The following is a 17,884-nucleotide window of genomic DNA, read 5'->3' as shown; positions in this document are numbered from 1 at the left end:
ATAAATGGTAGTTGGAGATTTTGCCATAGAATTAGATACAGTTGTGGTTGGCTCAGGACCTGGTGGCTATGTAGCTGCCATCCGAGCTAGCCAAATGGGTCAAAAAGTTGCGATTATTGAAAGAGAAAATATCGGCGGTGTTTGTTTAAACGTAGGCTGTATTCCTTCAAAAGCTTTGATTGCAGCTGGTCATCATTTACAAGAAGCGAAAAATTCAGAAGTTTTTGGTGTGAAAACTGAAAGTGCTACACTTGATTTCGCTCAAACCCAAAACTGGAAGCAAACTCAAGTTGTGAACAAATTGACTTCTGGTGTTAAGGGGTTATTGAAGAAAAATAAAGTGGAAGTCATTGAAGGGGAAGCTTTCTTTGTTGATGAAAATAGTTTACGGGTAATCCACCCAGATTCAGCACAAACTTATTCTTTCAACAACGCGATTGTTGCTACTGGTTCACGCCCGATTGAAATTCCAGGATTTAAATTTGGTGGCCGTGTGATTGATTCAACTGGTGGACTAGCATTAGAACAAGTCCCAGAAAAACTAGTCATCATTGGCGGTGGTGTTATCGGTGCAGAATTAGGTAGTGCTTATGCTAACCTAGGCGCTGATGTTACCATTCTTGAAGGAACACCTCAAATTTTGCCTACTTACGAAAAAGATCTTGTAAAATTAGTTGAAAAAGATTTTAAAGATAGAGGCGTTCACATCGTTACAAGCGCAATGGCAAAAGAAGCTGTTGATAATGGCGACAGCGTAACTGTTAACTATGAAGTTGATGGTAAAGCAGACTCAGTAACTGCAGACTATGTAATGGTTACTGTGGGACGTCGTCCTAATACAGATGAAATGGGATTAGAACAAGCTGGTGTTGAATTTGGTGACCACGGTCTACTTCCAGTTGATAACCAAGGCCGCACAAATGTTAAAAACATTTTTGCTATCGGCGATATTGTTCCCGGAGCTGCTTTAGCACATAAAGCAAGTTACGAAGCAAAAATTGCTGCTGAAGCTATTTCTGGTAAAAAAGTTGCCGTCGATTATAAAGCAATGCCTGCTGTGGCTTTTACAGATCCTGAAATAGTAACGGTTGGTATGACAATTAATGAAGCTAAAGAAGCAGGATTAGATGCTAAGGCTTATAAATTCCCATTTGCCGGCAATGGACGAGCACTATCTTTAAATAAAACAGAAGGTTTTATTCGTCTTGTAACGACTGTTGAAGATAATGTTCTTGTTGGTGCTCAAATTGCAGGGGTTAGCGCTTCTGATATGGTTTCAGAATTAGCACTTGCAATTGAATCAGGAATGAACGCTGAAGATATTGCATTAACTATCCACCCACACCCATCTTTAGGTGAAATTACAATGGATGCTTCAGAGCTAGCTCTTGGTTTACCAATACATGCCTAAATAACTCGAAAAAGCCTATGAGTCTATCTTTGGATTCATAGGTTTTTTGTGTTTGAAATTTGTAGGATACCAGGATTTTTTCAAAGTCGCTGTTGCAAGATAAATGCTTTTCAGAAACGACATTACATCTAAACTATCCGTTTAGCAGTTTGACATCATTTGATTGTACATAGGTATAAATTAAGAGGGTTTATGTACTGAGCTTTATTCCAGACATGCATTCGATTTATTTAGCTCAGATAAGTGTTTAATAGCTTAATAAATAGTCTTCACAATCAAACCAATTTTATTAATGGATAAAACAATTACGTTTTTTATTTTTTCGCAAGCTATTCTCCTAAGTGAAAATTTATTGAGATGAGACTTTATAGTAATAGAAGCTGTTTTTATTCCTATATTCCACTATTATCCATAATTATTGGAGGCAATTTTCTCGATGTGCCTCCAATAATTTATCGATTGGTGGCACATCGTTTAATGTCCCACCATTATTTTACAAATTGGTGGGACATGGCTTGATACCCCTCCAAAGCCATTGATATTTAAGACTAGTCTGTTATTTTTTAACATAGAGAGTCATTTTTTGCTTTTATATGTATGCTATCTTCTCAACAGTTGTTCATTTTGCAAGATATTGGTACACTAGAACTACGAGAAAAAGAAAACGGGTGAATTTATGCAAGATTATCAATATCCATTAGATATAGAGTGGACGACAGATGAAATGATTCGAGTAGTTAATTTATGGCAAGCTTTAGAAGATAGTTATGAAAAAGGACTAGCTGCTAAAGATTTTTTGTTTGCCTATCAAGAGTTCAAGTCAGTTGTTAAAAGCATCGGGGAAGAACGACAACTAGGTCGAGAATTTGAAAAATTGTCTGGTTATTCTTTATATAAAACAGTACAACAGGCAAAAAAATATCCTGACAAAAAATTGAAGATGGGAGGATGAAAGAAATGCAAATTATGATTAACGAAATAAAAAACTGGATAAAAGAAGCTGCTGAATTAATTAAAAAAGAAATCGCTAAAAATGACATGACTGTAGATACTAAAAATGGTCGGAGGGACTTAGTAACCAATGTTGATAAACAAGTGCAAGATTTTTTGATTGAACAAATCAACGCCTTTGATCCTGATGCTAAAATTTTAGGCGAAGAAAACGGTAAGGACCATCTTACTGATTTTTCTGGACGTGTGTTTATTATCGATCCGATTGACGGCACGTTGAATTTTGTATTAGAACAAGAAAATTTTTGTATTATGATTGCGGTCTACGAAGAAGGACAAGGAAAATTAGGCTTTATTTATAATGTAATGGAAGACATGCTTTTATGGGGAGGCAAAGAAGTTGGTGTTTTTATCAATGAAGAGCGTTTAAATACCCCGCCTGATTTGGCTTTAAAAGATGGCTTAGTAGGAATGAATTCTAGCATGTACCGCAAAAACAGTTATAATGCTCAGGTAATGGCAGAGCGTTCAATGGGCGTTCGGATGTCTGGATGTGCTGGACTTGAAATGATCGCTTTGATCAGAGGAAAACATAATGCCTATGTTTCTAGTTTAGCTCCTTGGGATTATGCAGCAGGAAGTGTTATGCTAGAAGCACTTGGCATCAAATTTTCAAATATTAACGGCAAAATGTTAAAATTTGATGGTAGGGAGCACTATATTGCAGCGACTCCCACCGCCTATGAAGAAATGATGCGTTTGGCTGAGCAGGCAAAAAGTTAAAAAATAGTTGATTTTTATAATAAATTTGCGAATTTGAAAGCTTTTCACTAGTTTTCAGAAAGATTTTTTGCTATAATAACTTGTCGAGCGTAGTATTATCTGTTATGAAGGAAGAAGAATTAATTTAACTCTTATTCTATTTAGACGATTGATAAGTTGATTGAATTTTAAAGGAGCAAATGAATATTGAAATATAGAGACACGATTCGCAACGTAGCAATTATTGCCCACGTTGACCACGGAAAAACAACCTTAGTTGATGAATTACTAAAACAATCTGAAACATTAGATGGTAGAAAAGACTTGCAAGAAAGAGCCATGGACAACAATGATATTGAAAAAGAACGTGGTATTACTATTTTATCTAAAAATACTGCTGTTCAATATCGTAACACCCGCATAAATATTTTAGATACGCCTGGACACGCGGATTTCGGCGGTGAAGTTGAACGTATCATGAAAATGGTCGATGGTGTGGTATTACTAGTAGATGCTTATGAAGGTACTATGCCGCAAACACGTTTTGTATTGAAAAAAGCATTGGATCAAAATGTTACACCTATCGTCGTTGTTAACAAAATCGATAAACCAGGAGCACGACCACAATTTGTTGTTGATCAAGTTTTGGAATTATTTATTGAGTTAGGTGCTGATGATGACCAATTAGACTTTCCAGTCATTTATTCTTCAGCGATCAATGGAACTTCAAGCCTTTCAGAAGATCCTGAAGAACAAAAACCAACCATGGCACCAGTATTTGACACGATTATTGATCATATCCCAGCGCCTGTTGATAATAGTGATGAACCTTTACAATTTCAAGTTTCTCTATTAGATTATAATGATTATGTAGGACGTATCGGAATCGGACGTGTTTTCCGTGGAAAAATTAAGGTTGGCGACCAAGTAGCTTTGATAAAACTGGACGGCAGCGTGAAGAAATTCCGAGTGAGCCAATTATTTGGTTATTTTGGTTTGCAACGTGATGAAATCCAAGAAGCTAAAGCAGGAGATCTAATCGCAGTTGCTGGTATGGAAGATATCTTTGTTGGTGAAACAGTGACACCTTTTGATCATCAGGATGCTTTACCAATTTTGCGCATTGATGAACCAACTCTGCAAATGACCTTCTTAGTAAATAATTCACCTTTTGCCGGTCAAGAAGGAAAACATGTAACGGCTCGTAAACTTGAAGAACGTCTAATGATGGAACTACAAACGGATGTTTCATTGCGGGTAGAACCTATTACTCCTGATTCTTGGACAGTATCTGGACGTGGTGAACTACACTTATCGATTTTAATTGAAAACTTACGTCGAGAAGGTTATGAACTACAAGTTTCTCGTCCGAAAGTTATTGAACGAGAAATTGATGGCGTTAAATGTGAACCATTTGAAAGTGTTCAAATCGATACACCAGAAGAATATATGGGTTCTGTAATTGAATCTTTAGGCCTACGTAAAGGCGAAATGCAAGACATGGTTAATACAGGAAATGGTCAAGTACGTTTGATCTTTCAAGTTCCATCACGTGGTTTAATTGGTTATAACAACGAATTCTTATCCATGACACGTGGTTACGGAATTATGCATCATACATTTGACCAATACTTGCCTATGTTGCCAGCTCAACTTGCTGGTAGAAATCATGGTGCATTGGTTTCTATTGATACAGGGAAAGCTACTGGCTATTCTATTATGAATATAGAAGAACGTGGGACTATCTTTGTAGAGCCTAATACCGAAATTTATGAAGGTATGATCGTAGGTGAAAATTCACGTGAAAATGATTTAGGTGTGAATATTACTAGAGCAAAACAAATGACTAACGTTCGTTCGGCTAATAAAGACCAAACGTCAACTATCAAGAAACCACGTATTTTGACGCTTGAAGAATCAGTCGAATTTATCAATGAAGATGAGTATTGTGAAATAACGCCAGTGAGCATTCGGTTAAGAAAACAAATCTTGAATAAATCTGAACGTGAAAAAGCAGCTAAGAAACAAAAGAAAAGTTAATGTTAACTAATAAGGAAAAATGACTAAAGCCAAGTAAACTGCTTTAGTCATTTTTTTTAGCAGTAAAATGTTTAATTTCGGTTTAATTTATTATGAATTGCTAAAACCAATCATCCAATTTGTATAAAATTTGTGCTATAATTGGGAAACATAAGAATAGGAGGGACCTTAATGGAATCTATTTCTCCGGAATTAGCATTAGATTTGCTTTATCAAGAGGCAGACCGTATCAAAATGCTAATTAAAAATCAGCAAAATAGTTTATGTATTTCCCATTGTAAGGCATTTGAAAAAGTTGTTGATACACAAATGTATGGATTGTCTAGGCAAGTGTCTTTTTCGATTCGTTTAGGAATTATTTCAAATGAAATGGGACAACAATTACTTAGTGATCTTGAGCGTGATTTAAATCAGTTATATAATGAAGTTTATGAAGAAAATAAAACTATTACAAAAGGCAAGGAGGTATAGTTCTTGCCTAACAAGATAAAAAAAAGGCGTTTTTTAGACTGGGGAATCTTGATTCCTTATCTATTTTTGAATATCGTTGGTTTAATGATGGTCTATAGTACAACTTCTTATGTGCTGTTAGAAAATGGGCAAAATCCGGCTCGTCAAGCAATTTTCCAATTTGTTTTTTGGATTATTAGTTTACTTTTAATCTTTTTTATTTATAAGTTAAAAACAAATGTATTGAAAAATAAAAAGACAACGTATGTGGCATTAATGATTGTTTGCTTCTTACTACTCGTAGCTTTTGCGTTTAGCCCAGTAAATGGCGCTTATGGATGGATACAAATCCCTGGAATGGGAACCATTCAACCGGCAGAGTTTTTTAAGGTAGTAGTGATATGGTTTTTTGCTACGACCTTAGCACAACAGCAAAGCCAAGTTCAGCACCACTTTATGTATAGCATCAAAGGTTCACTAATGGCTATGATAATTCCTATTGGAGCGTTGCTGTTTTACCCAGACTTTGGGAATGCAGCGATTATTGTTTTACTGATTATCGTTATGTTGTTGGCAAGCGGAGTTAACTATATTTATACACTTTATACAGGATTGATTGGCTTTTTTGGAAGCATTTTGGCAATCTTTGGTGTCAATGCTTTTGGTAAGTATTTTTTACCTAGCTATGTGTTATCTAGATTTGCCGTCTTTCGCAATCCCTTTATTGATGAATACGGGGACGGTCATCAAATGATTCATGGTTATTATGCTTTATTTAATGGTGGGTTATTTGGACGCGGCTTAGGAAATAGTATTCAAAAAAAAGGTTTTTTACAGTTTGCTCATACCGACTACGCTTTTGCTATTGTTGTAGAAGAGCTAGGTTTAATTGTAGCAATTCTGATTCTAGGTATTTTATTTTATATGATCGCGCGTATTTTATTAATTGGTATTCGTTCCAAAGATCCCTTTAACTCGATCATGTGTATTGGGATTGGCGCGTTATTTTTGATTTCTATTTTTATTAATTTAGGTGGTATTACTGGAATAATCCCGTTAAGTGGGATCACTTTTCCTTTTATCAGTCAAGGTGGTTCAAGCTTGATGATGTTTTCAGTCTGTGTCGGTTTTGCTTTAAATATAAGCGCCGATGAGAAGAAAAAAGCAATGTTGTACGAAATGAAACAAAAAGAAGCTGAAGAATGAGTAAACTACTTATTTTTCAGCTTTTCCATAAGTAATATTAGTGAAAGCTAAATAGAATATAAGTTTAAAACTTAAGGAGTGGTTAAATGGATAAGATTCTTGTTGCCAATCGGGGAGAAATAGCAACGCGTGTTTTCCGCGCATGTGTTGAGTTAAATATACAAACAGTAGCTATTTATGCCAAAGAAGATGAATACTCTGTTCATCGTTTTAAAGCGGATGAAGCTTATTTGGTGGGAAAAGACAAAAAGCCAATCGAAGCTTATTTAGATATTGAAGATATTATTCGTATTGCAAAAGTTTCAGGAGCTCAAGCGATACATCCCGGATACGGCTTTTTATCCGAAAACCTAGAGTTTGCTACTCGTTGTAAAGAAGAAGGGATTACTTTTATCGGCCCCACACCTCATCAATTGGATATTTTCGGCGATAAAATTAAAGCAAAACAAGCAGCTACCGCAGCTGGAATTCAAGCAATACCTGGTTCTGATGGTCCGGTTTCTGATGCTGAAGAAGTCGTAGCATTTGCTCAAGAAAATGGCTACCCGATTATGATTAAAGCAGCATTGGGCGGTGGTGGCCGTGGGATGCGTGTTGCCTACGATGAAAAACAAGCGCGCGATGGGTTTGAGCGTGCTAAAAGTGAGGCCAAAGCGGCGTTTGGCAGTGATGAGATTTATGTCGAAAAATACGTTGCTGATCCAAAACACATTGAAGTGCAAATCTTAGGCGATAATAACGGAAATGTTATCCATTTATTTGAACGTGACTGCTCTGTTCAAAGAAGACACCAAAAAGTCGTTGAAGTAGCGCCTTGCGTATCTCTTAGTGCAGAACTTCGTGACAGAATTTGTACCGCAGCAGTGAACTTAATGCAACATGTAGGTTATGTAAATGCAGGAACAGTTGAATTTTTAGTTGAAGGTAATCAATTCTACTTTATTGAAGTAAATCCAAGAGTACAAGTGGAACATACGATCACTGAAATGATTACCGATGTAGATATTGTTACTACGCAGATATTAATTGCTCAAGGTAAAGATCTTCATCAAGATATTGGATTGCCCAAGCAAGAAAATATTACCTTCAAAGGGGCAGCAATTCAATGCCGGATTACTACAGAAGATCCGTTAAATGACTTTATGCCTGATACCGGTAAAATTGATACTTACCGCTCTCCAGGTGGTTTTGGTGTTCGATTGGATGTTGGAAATGCTTACGCTGGTGCGGTTGTCACTCCTTACTTTGATTCCTTGCTAGTTAAAGTATGTACTCATGCAGCGACATTTGAACAAGCAATTGCTAAAATGGCGCGTTGTATAAAAGAATTTCGGGTACGCGGCGTGAAAACCAATATGCCATTTCTAAAAAATGTCATCTCTCATCCGAAATTTCGTTCAGGAAAAATGACGACCACTTTTATCGATCAAACGCCTGAGCTATTTAAATTTTCGTTTACTCGTGACCGCGGCAATAAAACAATGAAATATATTAGTGAAATTACAGTAAATGGTTTTCCTGGAATTGAAAGACAAGAAAAACCTTTTTACGAAGCACCTCGTATGCCAGAGGATCTAACTGAGGTAAAAGTTGACCAAACAGCAAAGAACATTTTAGAAGACCAGGGCGCAGAGAAATTGACTCAGTGGGTTCGTCAACAAAATGAAGTCCTTTTGACGGATACAACTTTTCGGGATGCCCACCAAAGCTTGCTTGCTACTCGAGTACGTACGCAAGATTTAAGCCGAATTGCTCGTCAAACAGAGCAAGGCATTCCGCAGTTGTTTTCAAGTGAAATGTGGGGTGGTGCTACTTTTGATGTAAGCTACCGCTTCTTAACTGAAGATCCTTGGGAAAGATTACGAATTTTACGCAAAAAAATGCCGAATACTTTACTGCAGATGCTGTTTCGCGGTTCAAACGCAGTTGGTTATTCCAACTACCCTGACAATGTATTAGTTGAATTTATTAATGAGGCAGCTAAACAGGGGATGGACGTTTTTCGTATTTTTGATAGCTTGAATTGGTTACCTCAGATGAAAAAAAGTATTCAAGCTGTCAGAGACACAGGAAAAATTGCTGAAGCTGCGATTTGTTATACTGGTGATATTAATGATCCAAATCGGCCAAAATACTCAGTACAATATTATAAAGATATGGCTAAAGAGTTAGAACAGTTAGGCGCTCATATTATTGCTATTAAAGATATGGCTGGGTTGTTGAAACCGCAAGCGGCTTATCGCTTAATTAGTGAATTAAAAGATATGGTTGATTTGCCGATTCATTTGCATACCCATGATACTAGTGGCAATGGGATTATGACCTACTCGGAAGCAGTCAGAGCGGGAGTTGATATTGTCGATGTAGCCGTTAGCGCAATGAGTGGCGGTACGAGTCAACCTAGCATGAGTAGTTTATATTATGCACTTGATGATAGTGAACGTGTGCCCCATATCCAAGTTGAAAACGTGCAAAAACTCAATCATTACTGGGAAGATGTGCGTCAATATTACCAACCATTTGAAAGTGGGCTAAACGCACCACAAACAGAAGTTTACATGCATGAGATGCCTGGTGGACAATATTCTAACTTGCAACAACAGGCTAAAGCTGTTGGATTGTTTGACCGTTGGGATGAAATTAAACAAATGTACCATCAAGTCAATATGATGTTTGGTGATATCGTAAAAGTAACCCCATCTTCTAAAGTGGTCGGAGATATGGCTTTATTTATGGTTCAAAATGATTTGTCAGAAGAAGATATTTACGAGAAAGGTGCTTCTATTAGTTTTCCTGAATCTGTCATTTCATTTTTCCAAGGTGATTTAGGCCAACCAGTCGGCGGTTTTCCCAAAAAGTTACAACAATTCATTTTAAAAGGAAGAGAACCATACACTGATCGTCCTGGCGCTTTTGCTGAACCAGTAGACTTTAATCAAGTAAGAGATGAATTAGCAAAATTGATTGGCTATACACCAAACCAGGATGAAATATTAAGCTATTTGATGTATCCAGATGTTTTTCTAGCTTATCGCAAGGCCTATGAACAATACGCGGATATTAAAGTTTTAGACACGCCAACCTTTTTTAATGGAATGCGACAAGGAGAAAAAATCAATGTGGTTATTGAAAAAGGGAAGAACTTAATTATTCGTTTGGATGAAATAGGCGAACCAGATATCGAAGGAAATCGTACACTCTTTTTCAATTTGAATGGTCAACGGCGCGAAATTGTCGTAAAAGATACTTCAATCAAAACAAGTATTGCGGTCAAAAAGAAAGCTGAGCCTACTAATAAAGAACATGTGGGAGCTACTATGTCCGGAACTGTTTTAGATGTCCTTGTTAAACGCGGTGATCGTGTTAAAAGTGGACAAACGCTGATGGTGACCGAAGCCATGAAAATGGAAACATCTATTGAGGCAAGCTTTGATGGAGAAGTAAAACATGTTTACGTGACCGCAGGTGAGCCAATCGCTTCAGGTGACTTACTCATTGAAATTGAAGAAAAATAGTGGAAAGGTTGTACGAACATGAAAAAAAGAGGCCTCTTATTTGCAGGTATTTTCTTTCTTTTTCTTGTCATTTTATATATGCAGCCTGTTTGGTTTCCGCGAAATTCAACGGAAGATGAAACAACCGAACAAGCGCAAAATAACCCACCCGCTACTAATTTAAGTTATGAGCCGATCCAAACAGCAGGTTTTGCTAATTGGATCGGTCAGGACTTAGACGAATTTGAAGAAAGTTATGGGCAACCAGAAGAAAGTATGCGTTCAGGATTTTCTTTTACAGTCAATCGCTATGCGGTAGATGGTGAATTTTTGGAAGTAAATACGGAAGACCATGCTATTAAAAGCATTAAATATTTAGGTGGAAAAGACGATGAGATTGAACCATTTCATTTTGGGATGACTATGGATGAATTAGCTAAAATTACTATGATCTATCCAAACTTTACTATCGAACACCAAGATGCTTCTGTGGATTTTGAGTTGGAAGAAGATGATATGAATTATCGTCCGCTGATCGCTTTTGATAATGGCAGCTTTGCGATTCTTTTCTTTGATCAGACACATAATGAAAGCCAATTATATGCAGTTGATTATTTAGATAGTGAAACTTTACTTAAGCTTGCTCCTTATACAGTGGCCAACGATGAAGCACCTTATTACGAACAAGAGGAAGATGCTGATTGGGAAAAAATCAATCAATTTAAAGAGCAACAAACGATTGATTTAATTCAATTATTACGAGAAAAAAATGAAGTACCAACTTTTTCTATTGATACAAATCTGCAAATAGCCGGTAAACAAATACTGAGTTCTTTTGACCAAAATAAAGAAGATATTCTAACAACTGAACGGTTGCAGGCACTTCAAAGAATAGAGCAGGGCCATCCTGGAAGTTTTGTTTTAAATGACACCGAAATGACTGATTTATTAGAAGAATTGGAAGATCCATCTGTATCAGGCCACCTAGAACAGCCAGTTTATGACCCTAGTTTTTCTGTTTTATCCTGGTATAGTACACCAGTTTTATATGACCAGTTAATACGTTCGGATGAAACCTCATTGGGCGTTGCCTTTTCAAAAGAAAATGTGTTAGTCTTATGGAAAGAATCAGAATACCAAACAGAGGAAAGTGAGAGCAATTGATTTATAACGATCAATTATTTGTTATCGAAGATCAAGTCGATCAATTATTTGAGACAATCAAAGCAAGTAATACATTCCAAACTTACTTATGGCAAAAAAACAAGATGTATAAGGATAAAGAAGTACAAGAATTGCGGAATAATTTTATGGTTAAAAAAGAAGCGTTCGAAGCGATTGAAGCGTATGGCAAGTATGCGCCAGATCGAAGAGAAAAGCAGCACGCTGTACGTAAAGCCAAACGCGCTTTGGATCTTCATCCGAAAGTTGCTGAGTTTCGCTATGCTGAAACCACTCTGCAGTCAATATTAGATTTAGTAGGAACGACCATTGCACATACTATTTCAAAAGAAATTAAAGTTGATGCAGGCAATCCTTTCTTTGAAAGCAAGTCAGGCCATGGAGGTAGTTGCCATGTCGGATAAAACAAAAACATTTGAGATTCAAAAAAGACGTGGATTAGTCGTATGGGTATATAGCTTAAAACAATTGAAAAATCTGCGCCGTTATGGTTTTGTACATTATGTCTCACCAAAAATGAAGTATGTGGTGCTATACGTTAATGAAGAAGACGTACAAAAAGACATCGAAAAATTAAATCGACTTCACTTTGTACGAGAGGTTGATATTTCACGACGGCCAGACATTGATATGAATTTCGGCGATAAACTTGGTACAGCAGCTGCTTTTCAAGTTGCAGAAAATACCGAAGAAGATCATAATGAATGAACCTAGTTTTTGAAAAAGATATTTCCGTCGAAATAGGACATGAGTATGTAAAAGTTATGTGCTATTTTGTGATATAGGACAATACTTTGCTAAGCTTATGTTCTATTTGATTTTATAGAACATAAATATTGAAAACTAGTGATCTATAACGAGTTGTAGGATAAGGAAAATCATTTTTATGAGCTAAATCTGCTAATATAAATTGAGGATTCAGAAGTAGTTAACCATACTTAATGAAGCCAAAAGCAATATAACGATGGAAGGAAGTGCGATTTTGCGTGTAATATCTGGAAATTATCGTAAAATGGCTTTGAAAAGTTTATCAATGGATACGACACGACCAACTACAGATAAGATTAAAGAGTCTTTATTTAATATGATTGGTCCTTATTTTAACGGTGAACACGTATTAGATCTTTATTCTGGGAGTGGCGCTTTAGCGATTGAGGCCGTTTCTAGAGGTGCAGAATATGCTGTCTGCGTGGAAAAATACTATCCAGCAATGAAAATTATTCAAGAAAATATCCGTTTAACTAAAGATGAGCAAAAATTTGTTACGCTAAAATTAACTGCCAAAAAAGCTCTTTTGCAGCTTGCCCAAAATGAAGAACGATTTGATTTAGTCTTTTTAGATCCACCTTATGCTAAGCAAACAATCTTACATGATATTGATCAGCTATTGGATTTGGGGCTGTTGGCCCAAGAAGCTGTAGTTATTTGCGAAACGGACAAAGACGTTGATTTACCTGAAGAAATACAAACATTACGGCGAATACGTAGTCAAGTCTATGGTATCACCAAAGTAAGCATTTATAGAAACGAGGCCTGATCATGAAAAAAATTGCATTATTTCCTGGAAGTTTCGATCCTTTAACAATGGGACATTTGTCTACTATTGAGAGGGGATCGAAAATATTTGATGAAGTTATCGTGGGGATTTTCGTCAATACGAATAAAAAGTCCTTACTTTCAACGGAGGAAAAAGTGCGGTTAGCCAAAGAAGCTGTCGCCTATTTACCCAATGTTAAGGTTATTTCACAGCAAACTGAATTGACTGTGCAAGCGGCACGACGACTTGGTGCTAAATTTTTACTACGTGGTATTCGAAATGGTAATGATTATGAATACGAAAAAGAAATTATGACGATGAATCGACATCTCGATCCTGAAATCGAAACCGTCTTTTTAATGGCTGAAACGCAATATAGTCATATCAGTTCCAGTCTATTAAAAGAAACCTTACTATTTCACGGAGATGTAAAAAAATATCTACCAGAAAATGTTTATGAAGCTATAAAAAAGAAGCGTGACCAAGATGAAACGTAATTCTTTTAAAAAACCGTTAATCCTTTTTATTATTGCACTCGCCATTTGCGCGAGTGTCTTTTTACCCTTACCTTACTATATTGAAAAACCAGGATCAACGATTGATTTAAAAGAATTGATCACGGTTAACGATAAAAAAGATCAGGAAGATGGTTCTTTCTCATTAACTTCGGTAGGCGTCCAGCAAGCTTCAGTTGTGACAGCTTTAAAAGCTCAGATTTCTCCTTTTGAAGATTTAGTTTCAGAAGAAGAACTTTTGGGCGGGGCAAGCGATGAAGAATACGACCAAATGCAAAATTATTATATGGAATCATCGCAAAATACAGCCATTCAGCAAGCCTTAAAATTAGCTGATCGACCCTATGACTTTGAGTACAAAGGCGTCTATGTGATGAATGTAATGAAAAATTCAAGTTTTAAAGGAGAAGTCGCTGTTGGCGATACCGTAACAAAAGTTGATGGGAAAAGTTTTGAAAATAATCAAGATTTTATGGATTATGTCCAGCAGAAGTCAGTTGGTGATACGGTTAAAGTGACTTATGAGCACGATGATGATACGAAAGAAGCAAGTGGTAAACTGATCAAACTACCAAGTAACCAAAAAGCAGGTATCGGAATAACATTAGTAGATCATACTGATATTACAACAGAAGATGAAGTCGATTTTGATGTTGATAATATTGGCGGTCCTTCTGCTGGGTTAATGTTTACACTAGAAATCTATGAGCAATTGACTGAACAAAATCTAAGGCAAAACAAAAATATTGCAGGAACGGGTACCATTGACAATAAGGGAAAAATTGGGCGAATTGGCGGAATTGACAAAAAAGTCGCCAGTGCCGATGAAGCAGGAGCTCAGATCTTTTTTGCCCCTAATGATACCTTGACCAAAAAAGAGAAGAAAGAAAATCCTGATGTAAAATCTAACTATCAAGAGGCGCAAACTGCTGCTGATGAATTAGATACAGACATGAAAATTGTCCCGGTAAAAACATTGCAAGATGCCATTGATTACTTAGAACAGTTGTAAGAAAAAGTAGAGCGGTAGGTCCTCCTAAGTGTAAAATTTATTGAGGTTAACCCTAGACGAATAAAAAAGAAACCGTTACTCTAGTTATTGGGCTGTGACAGGCACTAATAACAGAGGCGGTTTCTTATGGAGTCTATTATAACAGATTTAGTTAAAGTAATGAAGGAGGAAACCTCCTTTTTAAGACGAGAAAAGGCGATGATGCACTTCTTTTCCCAACTGATCATTTTCTTAGCACAAGAGGCCTTTCGCCAGTTAGATGATGAGCTTTTTATCGAAGCCAAAGCGCAAGGCTATCAAAGTGATCGAAAAAGCTCCCGGACGGTGACCTTTCTTTTTGGCACCGTGACCTTCCATCGAAGACGAATGAAAAACGCGGCAGGCGATATTTATTACCCGCTCGATAAGTTTTTAGGGATTCGTAAAGGAAGCCGTTATAGTTCATTGGTGCTGCGAAACGTCGCTGAGTTAGGTTCGATGATGGTCTATCGCCATGTCGCCAAAGCCATTGATTGTTTAACGTCGTGGAGTATGAGCCATCAAAATGTCCAGCAGTTAGTTGTTCAAACCGGAACACTTATTCAAGCAAGAAGCACGCGTGAAGAACGTTATGACGGGGTTGTAGAGAAGAAAAAAGTGCCATTTCTTTATCTGGAAGGGGACGGTGTGCAAATTCATGGACAGAAAAAACAATCCCTCGAAATTCATCGTTTTCAAGTGTGTGAAGGAAAGCAAAAAGATGGCCAACGCTCGACGTTGATCCACCCGTATTTTATCAGTGATCTGAATCGACAAAAAGCCCAACGAGAAATGATGCATTATCTCCAGGCGAATTACGATTTGAGAGATACGGTTGTGGTTTCCAACAGTGATGGGGTTCAGGTTATGAAAAAGCGGTCTTTGACGAATTGGCGCTCGGTTGTTTACGACATGAGCACTTCCGCGATCGCTATCACGTGCAGCGAAAAGTCAAAGAGCGTTTGTATTTCGTCCCCCAACTTCAACCGAAAATGCAGGAAGCCCTTCGACAGTATGATTGGGATAAAGTCCAAACGTGTTTAGATACTGCGGAGAGTTTGATCGAGGAAGACGAAGAAAAAGCGAATGAGCAGCTGCGCCTTCTATCGGCTTATTTCATACGGAACTGGCCCTATTTACGTCCGCTGAAAGATCGAGGGATTCAAGATCCTAAAGCCTGTATTGGCACCATTGAAAGTACGCATCGAAAGATCACCTATCGAATGAAACGGCAAGGCCGATTATGGACGAAGACAGGCGCCACCGCTATGATTCAAGTGATTGATAGTCTTCGAAACCATGAAATTAACGGATGGCTCAATCAATATGATGAACGCCCTCAGGCGGACGTTGAGCGGGAACAAAAGTGGAAAAAAATGAAACGCGCTGTTCAGAAAAAACCGAAATTTTATTCGCATGAAGGAGCTTTTAGCGGACAAATCGCGGAAGGCTATGCGAAGAGTTCTCCGCTAGGCCAGTTTTCGAACAATCTTAAGCAATTAAATCCAACTCCCCATTACTTATGATGGAAAGGGTTTTTTTCCATCATATGTAACGGGGCCAGCCGACCGCAAGGGAGGCTTATGAACGATCAAAAAATAAATAGTGGTTGTCCAAAACGCCTCTTTTTTATTCAACCTCAGAAAATTTGACACATACTAGGTCCTCTCTGCTTTTTTATTTGGTAGGTAATTATGCTATACTTAATTTTAAGGAAGGTGAGTGTTTTGGAAATTAAACGTCAAAAGCCGCTGGTGGAAGCTTATCATTTTGACCAGCGTAAAAAAGAAGAACAAGATCTTAAAACAAGAATACATATTGGCTTTACCCCATTAAAGGCACCCAATGAAAATTATCCTAAGGAAAACAGTATCATTGGCACCCGTTTGCGCTTTGAAGTTGTTTTTACAAAATTTATTATTCGAGGCGCAATGGGACAAATCAACCATATTGTGAACCAAGATATTCAAAGTCAGGACGATCTGTCCAAAGCAGAAATTGATGAGTTGATGGAGCCATTATTTGATATTTTGCAGCGATTGACCTATGAGGTAACCGAAATTATTACGGATAAACCTGGCGTCAACTTAGATTTTGAACGTCAAGAATAGAAAAGAGGAAATTATGTTTTCAAATAAAGTACAAATTAGTCTTTTTGTCGGTGATGTCCAAAAGGCAGTGGCTTTTTGGCAGTCTATAGACTTTGTAGTTATTGATACACAAGAAACCGATGGTACCTTGGTAGTAGAAGTTGCTCCAAATAAAGGTGCAGAAATACACTTTGTGATTTATGATCGAAATTTCATTGAAGAACAATCTCCTGGCGTAGCTACCAACCCGCCACAAGTAATGTTTTTTGCTGAAAATATTACAGATTTATATAAAAAAATGCAATCTATACCCATTGAGGTAGGAGAATTAATTCAGCTAGAAGAAACGTTGGTATTCAATTTTGTAGATCCGGATGGTAACTATTTTGCTGTGTCAGAGGCCTAAAACTGATTGTATTTAAAAGGGAGGCAGCTGTTTTGAAACCTTATGTTTATGTTATCAGTGACATCCATGGTGAACTGGAGTTATTTAAAAAGCTTTTAAAAGGTTTTAATCCAAAAACCCATCAACTTGTTTTAATTGGTGACTTAAATGATCGCGGAAAAAAGAGCAAGGAATGCTTTTTACTAGGAAAAAAATTGGTAGAAAAATATGGTGCTGTATATCTACGAGGAAATCATGAAGAGTACTTTTTACAGTTTTTAAGTTCACCAGAAGAATGGTACCAAGCTTATGTGCAAAACGGCGGCAAGGAAACAATGGAAAGTTTATTGTTTGACGGGTGTTGTGAAGAATATTCACCAACTGAAATTGCTCTGAGCATTCGTTCTTATTACCAACAATTGATTCAGTTTTTAGTAGAACGCCCTTTGTATTTTGAATGGGAGAAATATATTTTTGTTCACGCGGGTGTTGATCTAACTAAAAGTGATTGGAAACAAACGAACCCAGCTGATTTTATTTGGATCAGGGAACCATTTCATCAAGGAAAAAATAATACTGGAAAAACGATTGTCTTTGGCCATACGATCACGCCTTTATTATATGGAGATATGCAGACAACTGCTTTGTGGATTTCTGATCATAAAATCGGGATTGATGGCGGCGCTGTTTTTGGTGGCTCTGTTCATGGTGTCATTTTTGATAAAAATGGTATTGTACAAGACATTGAATATCCAAATTTAACAGGCGCTTGGCAACCTGATTTTTAACTAAAAACGGGGATTTCTTAAACGAAATTCTCGCTTTTTTGTG

At 37.1% G+C, this 17,884-nt stretch carries 16 protein-coding genes and 1 pseudogene; all 17 read left to right on the top strand.

Features of this window, described 5'->3' with window-relative positions; genetic code table 11:
• Positions 1-4: 4 nt before the first annotated feature.
• The 17 genes and pseudogenes from lpdA (at position 5) to C7K43_RS03815 (ending at position 17,841) form a co-directional block, all read left to right on the top strand.
• The gene (gene lpdA / locus C7K43_RS03895; RefSeq protein ID WP_124005661.1) at positions 5-1,411 is read left to right on the top strand and encodes a dihydrolipoyl dehydrogenase; all 1,407 of its coding nucleotides are present in this window, start codon (positions 5-7) and stop codon (positions 1,409-1,411) included.
• Positions 1,412-2,087: 676 nt separating this feature from the next.
• Entirely contained in the window at positions 2,088-2,363 is a 276-nt protein-coding gene (locus C7K43_RS03890; RefSeq protein ID WP_124005660.1) for a UPF0223 family protein, read from the top strand.
• Between the two features lie 5 nt (positions 2,364-2,368).
• Complete coding sequence (locus C7K43_RS03885) at positions 2,369-3,145, top strand: inositol monophosphatase family protein (protein ID WP_124005659.1); 777 nt, start codon at positions 2,369-2,371, stop codon at positions 3,143-3,145.
• A 186-nt stretch (positions 3,146-3,331) separates the two neighbouring features.
• The gene (typA, locus tag C7K43_RS03880; protein WP_124005658.1) at positions 3,332-5,164 is read left to right on the top strand and encodes a translational GTPase TypA; all 1,833 of its coding nucleotides are present in this window, start codon (positions 3,332-3,334) and stop codon (positions 5,162-5,164) included.
• Positions 5,165-5,335: 171 nt separating this feature from the next.
• Entirely contained in the window at positions 5,336-5,635 is a 300-nt protein-coding gene (locus C7K43_RS03875; RefSeq protein ID WP_124005657.1) for an Fpa/YlaN family protein, read from the top strand.
• A gap of 3 nt (positions 5,636-5,638) precedes the next feature.
• Positions 5,639-6,820 (top strand): FtsW/RodA/SpoVE family cell cycle protein, encoded by a 1,182-nt coding sequence (locus C7K43_RS03870; protein ID WP_124005656.1) that lies wholly within the window; start codon positions 5,639-5,641, stop codon positions 6,818-6,820.
• An 86-nt stretch (positions 6,821-6,906) separates the two neighbouring features.
• Complete coding sequence (locus C7K43_RS03865) at positions 6,907-10,335, top strand: pyruvate carboxylase (RefSeq protein ID WP_124005655.1); 3,429 nt, start codon at positions 6,907-6,909, stop codon at positions 10,333-10,335.
• Positions 10,336-10,353: 18 nt separating this feature from the next.
• Positions 10,354-11,478, top strand: a complete 1,125-nt coding sequence (locus C7K43_RS03860) for a CAP-associated domain-containing protein (RefSeq protein ID WP_124005654.1) — start codon at positions 10,354-10,356, stop codon at positions 11,476-11,478.
• The gene (locus C7K43_RS03855; protein WP_124005653.1) at positions 11,475-11,900 is read left to right on the top strand and encodes a YlbF/YmcA family competence regulator; all 426 of its coding nucleotides are present in this window, start codon (positions 11,475-11,477) and stop codon (positions 11,898-11,900) included. The genes C7K43_RS03860 and C7K43_RS03855 overlap by 4 nt, the downstream gene beginning before the upstream one ends.
• Positions 11,890-12,204 carry a YlbG family protein gene (locus tag C7K43_RS03850; protein ID WP_124005652.1) on the top strand — a complete coding sequence of 105 codons (315 nt, stop codon included), beginning with the start codon at positions 11,890-11,892 and terminating at the stop codon, positions 12,202-12,204. Before C7K43_RS03855 ends, C7K43_RS03850 begins: the two co-directional genes overlap by 11 nt.
• Before the next feature lie 256 nt (positions 12,205-12,460).
• Positions 12,461-13,033, top strand: a complete 573-nt coding sequence (gene rsmD, locus C7K43_RS03845) for a 16S rRNA (guanine(966)-N(2))-methyltransferase RsmD (RefSeq protein ID WP_124005651.1) — start codon at positions 12,461-12,463, stop codon at positions 13,031-13,033.
• A gap of 2 nt (positions 13,034-13,035) precedes the next feature.
• On the top strand, positions 13,036-13,530 hold the full coding sequence (coaD, locus tag C7K43_RS03840; RefSeq protein WP_124005650.1) for a pantetheine-phosphate adenylyltransferase: 495 nt from the start codon (positions 13,036-13,038) through the stop codon (positions 13,528-13,530).
• The gene (locus C7K43_RS03835; protein WP_124005649.1) at positions 13,520-14,560 is read left to right on the top strand and encodes a SepM family pheromone-processing serine protease; all 1,041 of its coding nucleotides are present in this window, start codon (positions 13,520-13,522) and stop codon (positions 14,558-14,560) included. The genes coaD and C7K43_RS03835 overlap by 11 nt, the downstream gene beginning before the upstream one ends.
• 126 nt (positions 14,561-14,686) lie before the next feature.
• Positions 14,687-16,104, top strand: a pseudogene (locus C7K43_RS03830) (ISLre2 family transposase).
• A 201-nt stretch (positions 16,105-16,305) separates the two neighbouring features.
• Positions 16,306-16,689, top strand: a complete 384-nt coding sequence (locus C7K43_RS03825) for a DUF1149 family protein (protein WP_124005648.1) — start codon at positions 16,306-16,308, stop codon at positions 16,687-16,689.
• 13 nt (positions 16,690-16,702) lie between these two features.
• Positions 16,703-17,074: a VOC family protein gene (locus tag C7K43_RS03820; RefSeq protein ID WP_124005647.1), complete on the top strand. Its 372-nt coding sequence runs from the start codon at positions 16,703-16,705 to the stop codon at positions 17,072-17,074.
• Between the two features lie 32 nt (positions 17,075-17,106).
• Positions 17,107-17,841 carry a metallophosphoesterase family protein gene (locus tag C7K43_RS03815; RefSeq protein ID WP_124005646.1) on the top strand — a complete coding sequence of 245 codons (735 nt, stop codon included), beginning with the start codon at positions 17,107-17,109 and terminating at the stop codon, positions 17,839-17,841.
• Positions 17,842-17,884 lie beyond the last annotated feature (43 nt).

This window comes from Tetragenococcus koreensis, assembly GCF_003795145.1.
Lineage (GTDB): Bacteria > Bacillota > Bacilli > Lactobacillales > Enterococcaceae > Tetragenococcus > Tetragenococcus koreensis.
Note: the sequence above shows the minus strand (reverse complement) of the source record. Positions and strands in the feature narration are given on the sequence as shown.